This is a genomic window from Klebsiella sp. NPDC088457 (assembly GCF_044900465.1).
Classification (GTDB): Bacteria; Pseudomonadota; Gammaproteobacteria; order Enterobacterales; family Enterobacteriaceae; genus Klebsiella.
Map to the genome: position 1 here is coordinate 154142 of NZ_JBJDNH010000002.1, position 14382 is coordinate 168523.

The 14382-nt window shown below is 53.9% G+C and carries 11 protein-coding genes; 6 read left to right on the forward strand and 5 right to left on the reverse strand.

What is annotated here, in order from left to right; genetic code table 11:
- Positions 1 to 270: 270 nt before the first annotated feature.
- From ACI2JR_RS02890 to ACI2JR_RS02900, 3 genes are read left to right on the forward strand one after another with little or no spacing between them, the layout of a single operon-like run.
- Positions 271 to 1680: a cytochrome ubiquinol oxidase subunit I gene (locus ACI2JR_RS02890; RefSeq protein ID WP_132731049.1), complete on the forward strand. Its 1410-nt coding sequence runs from the start codon at positions 271 to 273 to the stop codon at positions 1678 to 1680.
- Complete coding sequence (cydB, locus tag ACI2JR_RS02895) at positions 1680 to 2690, forward strand: cytochrome d ubiquinol oxidase subunit II (protein WP_132731048.1); 1011 nt, start codon at positions 1680 to 1682, stop codon at positions 2688 to 2690. The genes ACI2JR_RS02890 and cydB overlap by 1 nt, the downstream gene beginning before the upstream one ends.
- Before the next feature lie 26 nt (positions 2691 to 2716).
- Positions 2717 to 2863: a DUF2474 domain-containing protein gene (locus ACI2JR_RS02900; RefSeq protein WP_132731047.1), complete on the forward strand. Its 147-nt coding sequence runs from the start codon at positions 2717 to 2719 to the stop codon at positions 2861 to 2863.
- 46 nt (positions 2864 to 2909) lie between these two features.
- On the opposite strand, the gene ACI2JR_RS02905 is transcribed toward ACI2JR_RS02900, so the two are convergent.
- From ACI2JR_RS02905 to ACI2JR_RS02915, 3 genes are all read right to left on the reverse strand, one after another.
- Entirely contained in the window at positions 2910 to 3479 is a 570-nt protein-coding gene (locus ACI2JR_RS02905) for an HdeD family acid-resistance protein (protein ID WP_462477818.1), read from the reverse strand.
- Positions 3480 to 3546: 67 nt separating this feature from the next.
- Positions 3547 to 4464, reverse strand: a complete 918-nt coding sequence (locus tag ACI2JR_RS02910) for a bestrophin family protein (RefSeq protein ID WP_132731045.1) — start codon at positions 4462 to 4464, stop codon at positions 3547 to 3549.
- A 165-nt stretch (positions 4465 to 4629) separates the two neighbouring features.
- Complete coding sequence (locus ACI2JR_RS02915) at positions 4630 to 5775, reverse strand: mechanosensitive ion channel family protein (RefSeq protein WP_462477819.1); 1146 nt, start codon at positions 5773 to 5775, stop codon at positions 4630 to 4632.
- A 329-nt stretch (positions 5776 to 6104) separates the two neighbouring features.
- Between ACI2JR_RS02915 and rpoH the strand changes: the two genes are divergently transcribed.
- Complete coding sequence (gene rpoH, locus ACI2JR_RS02920; protein ID WP_462477820.1) at positions 6105 to 6959, forward strand: RNA polymerase sigma factor RpoH; 855 nt, start codon at positions 6105 to 6107, stop codon at positions 6957 to 6959.
- 128 nt (positions 6960 to 7087) lie between these two features.
- On the opposite strand, the gene ivy is transcribed toward rpoH, so the two are convergent.
- Positions 7088 to 7534 (reverse strand): Ivy family C-type lysozyme inhibitor, encoded by a 447-nt coding sequence (gene ivy / locus ACI2JR_RS02925; RefSeq protein ID WP_462477821.1) that lies wholly within the window; start codon positions 7532 to 7534, stop codon positions 7088 to 7090.
- A 426-nt stretch (positions 7535 to 7960) separates the two neighbouring features.
- Here ivy and ACI2JR_RS02930 point away from each other — a divergent pair, with 426 nt between their 5' ends.
- On the forward strand, positions 7961 to 10396 hold the full coding sequence (locus ACI2JR_RS02930; RefSeq protein ID WP_462477822.1) for a glucose/quinate/shikimate family membrane-bound PQQ-dependent dehydrogenase: 2436 nt from the start codon (positions 7961 to 7963) through the stop codon (positions 10394 to 10396).
- 166 nt (positions 10397 to 10562) lie between these two features.
- Here the strand turns inward: ACI2JR_RS02930 and ACI2JR_RS02935 are convergent, their stop codons facing one another.
- Positions 10563 to 12947, reverse strand: a complete 2385-nt coding sequence (locus tag ACI2JR_RS02935; RefSeq protein ID WP_462477823.1) for a membrane-bound PQQ-dependent dehydrogenase, glucose/quinate/shikimate family — start codon at positions 12945 to 12947, stop codon at positions 10563 to 10565.
- A 389-nt stretch (positions 12948 to 13336) separates the two neighbouring features.
- On the opposite strand from ACI2JR_RS02935, the gene ACI2JR_RS02940 reads away from it, so the two are divergent.
- Positions 13337 to 14344 carry a LacI family DNA-binding transcriptional regulator gene (locus ACI2JR_RS02940; RefSeq protein ID WP_263075233.1) on the forward strand — a complete coding sequence of 336 codons (1008 nt, stop codon included), beginning with the start codon at positions 13337 to 13339 and terminating at the stop codon, positions 14342 to 14344.
- The last annotated feature ends 38 nt before the right edge of the window (positions 14345 to 14382 follow it).

Genomic DNA, 14382 nt, shown 5'->3' on the forward strand with positions numbered 1-14382 from the left:
TAATGATTACAACCTTACAATAAAATAATAACTCACAATTCACTTTTGTGTAATCAATTCGCTTTATTGGCTGATAGATACAACTTATTGGACTTATATAATTAACAACTTACTATTATCCGGCACGAGTGTTAATTTTGCGTTACAATTCATACTGGTTGTTTTTAAACAAATTCAATTCTTGATGCTTTGCACCACGTTCTCTTATTTATTGATTTAGATAAGGGTTTTCCTGGTACCTGTTAGTTTGATTAGGGGTAAAGGTGAGCTATGTTCGGATTAGATGCCTTCCATTTAGCGAGGATACAGTTTGCATTCACTGTCTCCTTTCATATTCTTTTTCCAGCAATTACTATCGGGCTCGCCAGTTTTCTGGCCGTTCTCGAAGGACTATGGCTTAAAACACGCAATGACACCTATAAGGAGCTCTATCATTTCTGGTCGAAAATATTCGCCGTAAACTTTGGTATGGGGGTGGTATCAGGGCTGGTGATGGCTTACCAGTTTGGTACCAACTGGAGCGGATTCTCGCAATTTGCCGGCAGTATTACCGGTCCTTTACTGACCTATGAAGTGCTCACCGCCTTCTTCCTTGAGGCTGGCTTCCTCGGCGTGATGCTTTTTGGCTGGCATCGCGTGGGACGCGGCTTACATTTCTTCGCCACCTGTATGGTCGCGCTGGGCACGCTGTTTTCCACCTTCTGGATCCTCGCATCCAATAGCTGGATGCACACGCCGCAGGGCTACGCGATTGAAAACGGGGTTGTCGTCCCGGTCGACTGGCTGAAAATCATCTTCAATCCGTCCTTCCCGTTCCGCTTGCTTCACATGTCGACGGCCGCCTTCCTGGCCAGCGCCTTCTTTGTTGGCGCATCCGCGGCCTGGCATCTGCTGAAAGGCAACGATACGCCCGCGATCCGCAAAATGTTCTCTATGGCGCTGTGGATGGCGCTGCTCGTCTCGCCGATTCAGGCCATGCTCGGCGATGCGCACGGACTGAATACCCTTGAGCATCAGCCGGCCAAAATCGCCGCCATCGAGGGACACTGGGAGAACAAACCCGGAGAAGCCACCCCGCTGGTACTGTTCGGCCTGCCGGATATGGATGCCGAAGAGACCAAATATAAGGTCGAAATTCCTTATCTGGGGAGCATTATCCTGACGCACAGTCTGGATAAACAGGTTCCTGCGCTGAAGAGTTTCCCGAAAGAAGATCGCCCCAACTCCACCATTATCTTCTGGTCCTTCCGCGTGATGGCCGGACTGGGGATGTTAATGGTTCTGCTCGGGGTGGTCAGCGCCTGGCTGCGCTGGCGCGGGCGGCTCTACAGCTCGAAGCCGTTCCTCTATTTCGCGCTGTGTATGGGCCCTTCCGGTTTGATTGCCATTCTGGCGGGCTGGTTCACCACGGAAATCGGGCGTCAACCGTGGGTAGTCTATGGCGTGCAGCGAACGCGTGATGCGGTTTCCGCGCACGGCGATTTGCATATGTCGCTGAGCCTGATTGCCTTTATTGTGGTGTATAGCTCCGTCTTTGGCGTGGGATATATGTATCTGGTGCGCCTGATTAAAAAAGGTCCGGTGCATGCCGACGAACACCAGGTTACGCCGGTTGGCACGCCTGCACGACCGCTCTCGGCGGTCAGTGAGTCCATGGCTACGCGTGGGAGAAACAAATAATGGGTATCGATCTGTCAATTATCTGGTTCGTCATCATTGTCTTCGCCACGTTGATGTATATCGTGATGGACGGCTTCGACCTCGGGATTGGTATTCTCTTCCCGTTTAATAAAGATGAAACCGACCGCGATATGATGATGAATACCGTCGCCCCGGTGTGGGATGGTAACGAAACCTGGATGGTGCTGGGCGGCGCGGCGCTGTTTGGCGCCTTCCCGCTGGCTTATGCCGTGATTATCGACGCGCTGAGTATTCCGTTAACCGCGATGCTGCTGGGCCTGATCTTCCGCGGCGTGGCCTTTGAGTTTCGCTTTAAAGCGACGCCTGAACATCGGCATATCTGGGATAAAGCGTTTATCGCCGGCTCCATCATTGCCACCTTCAGCCAGGGCATTGCCGTCGGCACCTTGCTGAACGGGTTGAGCGTTACCGGGCGGGAATATAGCGGCTCTGCGCTGGTGTGGCTGGCGCCCTTCCCGCTGTTCTGCGGGGTCGGTCTGGTTGCGGCTTACGCCTTGCTTGGCTGTACCTGGCTCATTATGAAAACCGAAGGGGCGCTGCATCGCCGGATGTCCGAACTGGCGATCCCGTTGACGCTGGGGCTGCTGGCCATTATCGCCATTATCAGCATCTGGACGCCGTTAACCCATTCGGACATCGCCAGCCGCTGGTTCAGCCTGCCGAATATCATCCTGTTCCTGCCGGTACCGTTGCTGGTCCTCGTTTGCTGCTGGGGTATTGTCCGCAGCGCCTATAACCGCCGGGCAAGCTATGGTCCCTTTATGCTGACCCTCGGACTGATCTTCCTTGGCTTTACCGGCCTCGGGATTAGCATCTGGCCAAATATTATTCCGCCGTCGATCTCTATCTGGCAGGCCGCCTCTCCGCCGCAGAGCCAGGGCTTTATGCTGGTGGGGGGATTGCTGATTATCCCGGTCATTCTGATGTACACCTGCTGGAGCTATTATGTTTTCCGCGGCAAAATCAAACCTGATGAGGGCTATCATTGATGCATACGTCAACGGAGAACACGGCTATGAACAGCGAAAACGAAACGCCTCGCCCGTTCTGGAAAAAGCTGATGTGGATGGTCATTATCTGGGCGGCCAGCGTGCTGGCGCTGGGAGTGGTGGCGACGCTGTTTAAGCTGCTGATGGCCGCCGCCGGCATGAGAACACACTAAGAACAGACCGGGCTACCCAGGTAGCCCGGTTTTTTACCCGCCGCGCTTAACTGCGTTTAAACAGGCTGGCGGCCTGGAACAAGCCGAAAGAACTCACCAGCATCTCAATCCCCACAATCGCGGTGACCAGCGTCACCGAAGCTTCCGGCCCTGAACCGGTCAGCGTCCAGGCAATGACCAGATCGAGAATACCGATGACAAACTGCAGCCAGTTTCCCGGCAGCCCGCGATGTACATACCCCGCGACCAGGCGCGCGATACCGCCAAAAGCAAACAGCACCACCAGATACACCGCTAGCGCCAGAATCCCCGCCAGCGGGCTGGTGATAAAAACATAGCCAAAGAGTAGATAGGCGATACCAAGCAGAATACCGCCGATCGTAGGCCAGGTGTTTTGCGCGCGGTTGGCAAACATGCCAACGATCAATCCCGCGCCGCTCAACATCAGCAGAACGCCGACGAAAATGCTCAATACGGTCCCGGTGGCAAACGGATTGACCAGGCACATAAGTCCGCCAACCAGTAACAGGAAGGCAACCACCAGCAAAACGCCGCGCTGTTTTTTGAGTATCTCTTCACTCAGAAGTTGAGGAGTACGACGGTCAAAATTTAGCATAATGTATCTCCATGATTGGCTCTCCCTACCCGCTGGCCGCCTCGGAATGAGGGGCCGGAGAGCGTGGTTATGTCAGATTAAAATAACGATCGGGTTGATGTATCGGTGGTAGAGGTTTCTGTCGGGTCATATCCACAAGGTTACGTTCGATGGTGTTGCAGATAGCGTTGAGCGGCAGGTCGTTGGGATCGGTGCCAAAAGGCCGTTCAAGCTGTTCCGCCAGGGCATCCCACGATAGAAAGGCGTAGGAAATAAATACGGAAACAAAGGGCGTCATATAATGGAGGTCGCTTACCAGCGCAAAGGGCAAGAGCGTGCAAAAAAGATAGACCGTACGCTGCAGAATCAGCGTGTAGGCGAAAGGGACCGGGGTGTTGGCAATTCGTTCACAGCCGCCCTGCACATGAGCCAGTTCGTTAATGCTGTCATTGAGCAGATTGAAATTGATATCGCTGATCGCCCCCTTCCGGCGCAGCTCGCCAATCTCATTTCCCAGCAGCCACAGGATTTTATTGGTCGGGAACGGGCTGTACATTACCTGCATAAACACGCTTTTGGGGAGAATGCGGTAAACCTCATAAGAGGCTTCATTATTGCGCAGCTGGTTCTTAAGACTCCAGCTGAAGGCTATCAGATAATCCGCAATGATGTTATGCAGCGCCTTTTCCTCCGGGAGTAAATTCATAAACTGCCGCATAATGTTGCGCTGAGAAATAACCAGCGAGCCCCATAATGCCCGAGCCTCAACAAAACGACTGTAGGTGGCGTTATTGCGGAAACCCAAAAAGATGGCAATGGCAATCCCTAACAGGCTGAACGGCGCGACCGTCAGGTGAATGCCGAGCTGTTCGTACCATTGAAACAAAATAATGGCGATGATGGACATGCCAACATTGAGGCACAGGCGGAAAATAATATTTGAGAGTACGGAGCCATGCCAGGTAAACAGGCGAATAAACCAGTGTTGCGGTGGGCGCACAATCATTTTATAACGTCCTTAAATAAGACATCTGCTCATATTACTGACCCGCTTACCGGTGCGCCGGGCCTGTTTTGCGCGCCAGCAATCAGGCGTTTCCCCCTCCTGACTTGCCGCGGGTGAAATCCGCTTTAAGCGTAGCAGAAGGTGTAATAACGGGATGCTATGTGCTCATGAAAGCTGATGGATCTTCAGATCAAACAACGAGATGACGCCCATCAGATGAGAAAAGATCGCACTCTGTAGTTTCTCAAAGGCGATCCACTCGGTTTGGCTGGCAAAGGCATAAAACTCGACCGGCAAACCGTAGGTGGTGGACTGCAGCTGTCTGACCATCAGCGTCATGTCCGTTCTGATAGCGGGATGCTGCGCCAGCCAGGCTTTAGCGTATTCCTGAAACAGTTCGATATTGGTTTCCGCCGCTGAGTCAGCGGCCATCAGCGGCGCTAATGCGTCATGATTAACGATCGCCTGTTTCCCCTCAGGGCTCAGGATGCGTACCGTGGCGATATCGACATTAATCGTGCGCTGGATGCGTCTGGCGCCATGCTCCACCATATAGCGCCAGTTTTTAAACGAGCCGGAAACCAGGGTATAGGTCGGGATCGTGGTGATGGTATTGTCAAAATTTAGCACCTTGACCGTCGTCAGCCCGATATCCTGGACGGAGCCATTGGCGCCAGGGGAATCCAGTTCAATCCAGTCTCCCGGCTGCAGCATATCATTTGCGGCAAGCTGTATCCCGGCGACCAGCCCCAGGAGCGGGTCTTTAAAGACTAATAAAAGCACCGCCGCAATGGCGCTTAAGCCACTGAACAGAATGAGCGGCGATTTATCCACCAGCAGCGAAATAAGTAAAATAATATAGATCACCGCCCCCACCAGCTTGAGGCTTTGCTGAAGGCCATGATAAGGCAAGCCCTTAAACTGCAGGTTCGTTTTGAGTAAATCGCAGATAACATCAATAAAGGCATAAAACGCGAGCAGCGCAAATGTCAGGGTCCAGATCCGCGCGCCGGTCAGGATCCACGCCAGTATTTCATGGTGTGGGTTGACAATGAATGACAGCTGGGCGGCCAGCACTGCCCCTTGCAGGGTTAAGACCATGCGATGAAAGAAGTGATGATGGGTAATTATCGTCAGTTTTGATGTTTTTTTCCTGGCGACTTTGCGATCGAGATACGGCAAAACCAGGTAGTGGGCCACGCAGTGTAAAAGAATAAAGATTGCAATCACCCGCAGCACCGGTATATCGCTATTCCATACCATGTCGTGCAAATGCTGGTATAAATCATTATCCCTAAAATAGTGCATCATATTTTTCTGCTTATTTCCGGCTATATATTCTGCTAGTGGCGTGATTTTAGCGCAAGCCCTCGCCCGGCGAAACCGGCCCGTTTCCTCGGCCATTGCGGATGGCAAACGATACAGCGCTCCCCTCCGCCCACCTCTCCGGTAGTTATAAGGAAATAAATTTATACATATCAAATAGTTGATATGTGTATAAAATATTCACATAAACAAGGTGAACTTGTGGATAAGATGTTTGTCTTAGATCCGACACGCCCTACAATCCCAATACCCTATCGACTTAGACACCGCAGTTCGTCAGACGGACTGCGCTATCCCTGACTGTGAGGATCTGCATGACGAAAGAAATGTCTAACTTAGCGTTAGTTCCGGTTGGCAACCTCGATGCCTATATTCGGGCGGCCCACGCCTGCCCAATGTTATCGCTCGATGAAGAGCAAAATCTCGCGCGTAATCTGCGGGATAATAACGACCTCGATGCGGCGAAAAGCCTGATTTTGTCACACCTGCGCTTCGTGATTCACGTTGCGCGGCATTATTCCGGATACGGGTTACCGCAGGCCGATCTGATCCAGGAAGGCAACATCGGGCTGATGAAAGCCGTACGCCGTTTCGACCCTGACGTCGGAGTCAGGCTGGTGTCGTTCGCCGTACACTGGATCAAGTCCGAGATCCACGAGTACGTGCTGCGTAACTGGCGCATCGTTAAAGTGGCGACGACTAAAGCCCAGCGCAAGCTTTTCTTTAATCTGAGAAAGGCTAAGCAGCGTTCTGGCTGGTTCAATCATGATGAAATAGAGATGGTCGCCCGGGAGCTGGGTGTATCAGCGAAAGATGTCCAGGAGATGGAATCACGTCTGGCGGCACAGGATATGGCTTTCGATCGGGAGCCCGATGATGATGCGCAGAGCCATGCCACGGCCCCTGCTCTCTATCTGCAGGATACGTCTTCCGATTTTGCCGAAGCGCTCGAAGAGCACAGCTGGGAAGATCGGGCGAGCCACCGTCTGGAAGATGCCCTGCAGAATCTGGATCCGCGCAGCCAGGAGATTATCCGCGCGCGCTGGCTGGATGAAGACAGTAAAGCCACGCTGCACGAACTGGCGGAACGCTACGGGATATCGGCGGAACGGGTGCGTCAGCTGGAGCAAAATGCGATGAAAAAGTTACGCATCGCCGTTGAAGCATAACGGGCGGGACAGGCGCGCCAGCCTTGCCCGTCGTTGAGGCACCGGCCGCCGCGGAAAATCGGCGGCAGGCGCCTGTTCAGCCAGCGGCGACTAAAACCCCGGCGCGGATTGCCCCTCAAGCCGGCGGATTATTTAAAGTGAAAACTCTCCGGATGGGTATCCAGACTGCCGCTCAGCGCGGCAAAAAGCACCGTTTTACCGTCTATCGAAAGCTCATCGGGAACATTCAGCCAGCTGAGTTTCTGCTCAGCGCCGTCCTCAGCGCTCACGGAAAAGACGCCGGTCATTTTTTGCGCCTCCTGAGAATAGAGCACCGCAATACTTTGTGACGCACAGTCATGCGGCTTGCAGGACTGGAGAACGACATAGCGGACGCCGCCAATGGTCACGTTCTGCGCCTGCGATGAAGTGCCCCCCTGGACAACCCAATCTGGTAGCGTGTGGTGTTGCGTCATCTGCGCAAACAGGGCGTGAGTCTGTCTATTTTTCGCCAGATCGCTGACCGTTAATTCACTCCCGGCGCAGGCTGAAAAAGCCATGACGGACAGCAACGAGATAATCAGGGTTTTCTTCATTTAATGAACTCCTTTTCGGTTCAACATGATGCGGAAATCGCAGTCAGGGTAATTAAAGCATATCCCGCGCCGGGGACAAGTCCGCGCAACCTTCGTATCAACAGCGGCGCAAACGAACAGACGTCATATCCCCTCTTCCGCTGTTGTGATCCCGCAGACGCCATCTGCGGACCATTCGGTTAACTGACGCTGGTTTCAGGTTTTCCTCCCGCTGTTCAGATCGTTTTAAAAGGGTATTTTAACGACGATTGTACAAATTTGTTAAAAAAATGGTTTAAAAAGCATGGGTAGTTAACACTCAAACGAACCAAGTGGTACAATGCCGTGCTGAATGATTATGCTGAGGTCGTTGTTCTTGTTTCTACAGAAGACACCGGCCGGCATGACCTTGTAACAACTATCACGCTTTTTTCGGAGAGTTCCTGCATGTCTGGATTACACGACCGGCCGAGCCCTGTGCTCAGGATATGGTGCTGTATATTAGGGGTGGCGCTAAGTCTTAGCGGCCTGTTCTTTGCCATTGAAGGGGGAAAACTGATCTCTCTCGGCGGTAGCGGGTATTTTCTTATTGCCGGCATAGTGATGCTCTTCTCTGCCGTCCAGTATTTCCGCAGTAAATCCTCTGCTGTGGTGTGGTTCATTCTGGTTTTTCTGGGGACGCTGATTTGGGCGTTATTTGATGCCGGCTGGGATTTCTGGCCGCTGGTCTCCCGTCTGATGGTTCCCACCGGCTTTATGCTGTTTGGTTTTGCCACCTGGCCTGCGCTGCGTCAGCGCGAAGGCAAAAGCAGCTTCAGCAAGCTGTCTTATACCCTCGCGGTTGTCTTAGCCGCCGGCATGCTTGGCGCCTTCGTACAAATGTTCCAGCCGCACCCGACCGTCGCCTTCAAAGGGGAAGAGCTGCCGCTGATCCCGGTTGAGCAAAATAAAGCGCAAAAAAACTGGGAAAACTACGGTAATACCCCCGGCGGTGACCGCTTCGTCGCACTCGATCAGATTAACCGTAACAACGTCAAAGACCTGAAGGTCGCCTGGACTTTCCATACCGGCGATATTCCGATCAGCCCTGGCGGGAACGGCGCGGAAGATCAGCAAACGCCGCTGCAGGTGGGGGATAAAGTTTTCCTCTGTACTCCGCATAACAACGTGATTGCCGTTGACGCCAACAGCGGTAAGCAGATCTGGAAACGTGAAATCAACGCCCAATCCCAGGTATGGAACCGCTGCCGCGGTCTGGCTTATTTCGATGCCACCCAGCCCATCGTTCAGCCTACCGTGCCGGATTCTACCCCGGTACCGCTGCCGACGCTGGCCGCCGGTGACACCTGTCAGCGCCGTATCCTGATGAACACCATCGATGCCCGCCTGGTCGCCATCAACGCTGATAACGGTGAGTTTTGCTCCGCCTTTGGTCATAACGGCATCGTTGACCTGAAAGCCGGTCTGGGTGACGCCAGCGATCCGAAATATCAGCTGACCTCTGCCCCGACTCTCGCCGGAACCACCGTTGTGGTCGGCGGCCGTGTCGCCGATAACGTGCAAACCGATATGCCTGGCGGCGTCATTCGTGGCTTCGACGTCATTACCGGTCAGATGCGCTGGGCCTTCGACCCGGGTAACCAGGATCCTACGGCCAAACTGCAGGAGGGACAGACCTACGTCCGCAGTACGCCTAACTCATGGGCCCCGATGTCTTACGATCCGGCGATGAATACCGTGTTCATGCCGATGGGTAGCTCATCCGTTGACCTGTGGGGGGCCAACCGTACCGCGCTCAACCACAAATATGGCGCGTCCGTGCTGGCCGTCGATGCGACCACCGGTAAAGAGAAGTGGGTTTACCAGACGGTTCATAACGACCTGTGGGACTTCGACCTGCCGATGCAGCCCAGCCTCATCGACTTCCCGATGAAGGATGGCACCAGCAAACCGGCGGTGGTGATTGGCGCTAAAACCGGACAGATCTTTGTGCTCGACCGTCTGACCGGCAAGCCGCTGACCGAAGTCAAAGAACTGCCGGTCAAAACCCGAACGATTCCGCACGAGCAGTATTCTAAAACGCAGCCGTTCTCTGTCGGCATGCCATCGATTGGCAATGAAAAGCTGACCGAATCGGATATGTGGGGCGCAACGCCGTTCGACCAGCTGATGTGCCGTATCAGCTTCAAATCGATGCGTTATGATGGTCTGTTCACCGCGCCGGATACCGATAAGTCCCTGAGCTTCCCGGGCTCATTGGGTGGCATGAACTGGGGCAGTATGTCCATTGACCCCAATAATCAGTACCTGTTCGTCAACGACATGCGTCTTGGCCTGTGGGTACAGATGATCAAGCAGGACAACAATCAGGCGGCAGCCAGCAACGGCGGCGAGTCGGTCAACACCGGAATGGGGGCCGTACCGCTGAAAGGCACGCCGTATGGCGTTAATAAAGATCGTTTCATGTCTCCGCTGGGTATCCCATGCCAGAAACCGCCTTTCGGTACGCTGTCGGCTATCGATCTGAAGACCCAGAAAATCGTCTGGCAGGTTCCGGCCGGTACGGTACAGGATACCGGACCGTTTGGTATCAAGATGCGTGTTCAGATGCCGGTTGGCATGCCCACGCTGGGCGGTACGCTGGCTACTCAGGGCGGACTGGTGTTCATCGCCGGGACACAGGACTATTATCTGCGCGCCTTCGATACCTCAAGCGGCAAAGAAGTGTGGAAAGCCCGTCTGCCGGTTGGCAGCGGCGGTACGCCGATGAGCTATGTCTCGCCGACAACCGGTAAACAGTACATTCTGATCTCGGCAGGCGGCGCCCGCCAGTCTCCGGACCGTGGGGATTACGTGATTGCCTACGCGCTGGACAATAAATAAGTTTCAGTCTGGCGTAAATTGATACCCGCTCCGGCGCTATCCGCCGGAGCTTTTTTTTACCCGTCTCACCGTATGCGTCCCGTTAGTTGTGGCATTTCGCCGGGTGGAAAATAAATCAGGCAGGTTTTTTAACCTGCCTGAATGCTTTGCCAGGAAGTCAGCAGACTTACGGTAACGCGTAGGCGATCACGTAGTCGCCGCGATTGGCGTTGGTACCGGTGCGCGTAGCGCCACCTGCCACCACCACGACATATTGTTTGCCATCCTTGCCGACATAGGTCATCGGTGCGCCCTGCCCACCAACCGGTAGACGACCGCGCCACAGCTCTTTACCCGTATTGTTATCAAAGGCGCGTACGTAGTAATCGAGCGAGCCATGGAAGAACGTCAGCCCCCCTTTCGTCACCAGCGGACCGCCCATGGTTGGCATCCCCAGTGGAATATAGACGCCCGGAGCGACGCCGCCGACCGGCGCATCCTGAATACTGCCGACCGGAACCTGCCAGCGGGTTTTCCCGGTGGTGAGGTCGATAGCGGTCATCGATCCAAACGGCGGTTTAAAACACGGTACCCCAAGCGGTGACATGAACATTGAGCGTTGTACGCCCCATGGCGTGCCCAGCTGCTTCGAGTATTCACCTTCGGTGCTGGCCTTGAGCCCTTCCCGTTCCGCATCTTCACGTTTAATGAATTGGCCCCATTGCGCCATGCGGATGTCATTGACGATAAGCGTCCCCGTAGACATATCCAGCGCGCCGCCGCCCCAGTTGAAACCGCCGTAGTAGCCCGGATAGATCAGCGTACGCTTTTTATCTGACAGCGGCGTAAACGGCCCTTCCCAGCGCATCTCTTTAAACTGAATACGGCAATACAGCTGATCGAAAATGGAGGCCCCCCACATATCGCTCTCTTTCAACGGCGTCGTGCCCACTGAAATGGCGGAGAACGGCTGGCGATCTGCAACCTTCATCCCGGGCATCGCGTCAGTTGGCACCTTGCGATACTCCACCGGATAAACCGGTTCCCCCGTGCGTCTGTCGAGGACGAACACTTCACCGCGTTTGGTCAACTGGATGACCACGGGGGTCACCTTGCCATCTTTACCCGGCAGGTCGAACAGAATCGGCTGAGAGGAAACATCATAGTCATACTGGTCGGTATTCGCGGTGCGGAAATGCCAGCGCTCTTTACCGGTTTTCAGCTCAATAGCCACAATCGCGTCATTGTATTCATCTGAATAACCATGACGATTCCCGGTCCAGAAGTCAGGCGTCTGGTTCCCGGTCGGGAAATAGGCCAACCCCAGCTTCGGATCGTAAGAGGCCGTTCCCCAAAAGTTAGGCGATTCGATGGCATAGGTTTGACCGTCTGGCAGCGGCGAACTGTCCTTCGCCCCACGGGATGGATCCCATGCCCACAGCAGTTTACCGCTCTGAACGTCGTAGCCACGCACCACGCCCGACGGTTCGCCGGTTTCGAGGTTATCATTCAGCTTGCCGCCCACCATCACAACGCCGTCGGCTACCAGCGGCGCAGAGGTCGGATAGTAATCGCCCGGCGCTCTTGGCCCCAGACCATCCAGCAGATTGACGAAACCATGGTCGCCAAAGTCTTCACACAGTTTACCGGTTTCGGCATCAACGTTGAAAAGGCGCGCGTCGATAGTCGTACCGACAATACGTTTACGGCAGGCCGCTGGCGGCAGGCTTTGGCCCTGACCTTCGGCATTTGCCGCCGGCGCGGCGATCTCGGCGTAGCCAATCCCGCGGCAGCGTTTCCACTGCTTGTTGCCGTCAGTGATCTGCACATGCGGATCGTAGCGCCACTTTTCTTTACCGCTATCCGGATCCAGCGCGATAATTTTATTAAACGGCGTACACATGTACATCGTATCACCGACCTTAAGCGGCGTGGTTTGGTACTCTGCGCCGTCGATGGCTAAATCGCCTGTGCGGTAGGTCCAGGCCACCTTCAGATCTTTAACGTTTGCGGTGTTGATCTGCTTATATTGCGCAAAGCGCTGCCCGAGCGTATTTCGCCCCCAGGCGGTCCAGTCATCACCGCTATTCTCTTCCGCCTGCGGGTCAATCACCTTCGACGGCGTATTATCTGCTGCTATTTCAGGATGAACACGGAACATATTCGCGAAAATAGCGACTATTGCGATCAGCAACCCTACAGACAATAGCGTGGAGACTTTGTTGCTCAGCGCTAATTTAGCGTCGCTCTGCAATACCGGTGAGAACAGCGTAGCGAATAGCGCCACCACCAGGAAAGTAATGGTTCGCGGCACCAGTTGCCAAAAATCGCTACCGACTTCGGCGAAAGCCCATATTAAGCTAATAAGCAATAGTCCCCAGGCGATATATAGCGCCCAGGTTCTGCGCTTAAATAAGCCTGCCCCGACCGCCGCCATCGCCAGACCCGCCGGCAGGTAGAACCACGAACCGCCGAGCGTGATCAGGTATACCCCGCCACCGGCAAGCAACAACCCCAGTATAATCAGTAAACTACCAATTAACCTGGATAACAGGAGAACGCTTTTTTTCATTTCAATAATTTCCTTGCTAAAACGATTGCCCTGAAGTTCAGGGACTGCTACAGATTTTTTTGTGGTTAAAAAAATAACCTATCGCAATAATTAACATGCGAAACTTTATTTTTTTGGCAATAGTCCCCCGCTCCTGTTGCCAACGCAAAGGAGGGAAAATATTAACCAGATTAATGAAGGGGGGAATTCAGGTGCTGATATACGATGATTGGAAATAATGCTTATACATGTCTCTTATCCCTGCGATAAATAGTGGTAAACCAGGCCGGTAGTCGACGACGACATATACTCCAGCATTTATATTTTTATTAAATTAAGTAACTACTTAAATACATTATCATGTACATTTGAGTAACAAAAGATTCAGATGACCTCAAAAAAACCTCAAAATGAAGTTTACCATCAAACAAATTGCGGCTCAGGCGGGTGTAAGTAAAGCGACTGTGGATCGAGCATTGCATAAACGCGGGGCGGTTCATGCGCAAACGCAGCGACGCATACGCCAGGCAATTAACGATCTCGAGCTACAGGAGCGGACTAACCTGGCATCGGGCAGAACCGTTGCCGTTGATGTGATATTACATACCCCGCAACGCTTCAGCCGTCTTGTTTGCGATGCCTTGATCGACGAAATTCATCGTTTCGCGCCGTTTCGTTTAAACCTGCGCTTCCACTGTTTCGAAACCATCAGCGTGCGCGAGATGCGCAAGCTGATGCTGCGCTGCGCCAATGACAGCTATGGCATTGTGCTGAAAGCCGAGAACCACCCACTACTCGCCCGTACTATTGATGAGCTGCAAAAACATCGCGTCCCGGTGGTCACCCTGGTTACCGATATTCCACAAAGCAAACGGCTGCGCTACATTGGGATCGATAACCTCTCGGCAGGCAGGACCGCCGCCTATCTCATGTCGCAATGGCTGCGCAATGCTGCACTGGATGTTGCGGTGGTACTGAGCAGCCAAAACTTTTTGGGTGAGGAAGAGCGTGTCTCAGGTTTCAGTGCGGCGTTAAGGACCATGGCGCCGACGCTGAGCCCTATCCGCATCAGTGAAGGCTATGGTATGGATGACCCCACGTTTGAGGTGATGTGTCGGGCGCTGCGCGCGAACCCCAGATTGCAAGCGGTCTATTGCGTTGGCGGGGGAAATGCGGCCATCCTGCGCGCTTTCGCCGCATGCAACCGGGAGATCGCCACTTACCTTGGGCATGATGTTGATGAGGAAAATCGGCGCCTGCTGCTGGAGGGTAAAATCAATGCGGTCATTCAACACGACCTCCATCAGGATGCCCGCGCCGTTTTCCAGACGCTGTTGGTATTTCATGGCTTTCTCGCACCACGCGATCTGACCAGCCCATGGTCGGTCGTTAATGTCATCACCCCTTATAACGTGTAGTACCCGCGGCCGGCGCCTGGGATTCCCGGCGGCGAAGC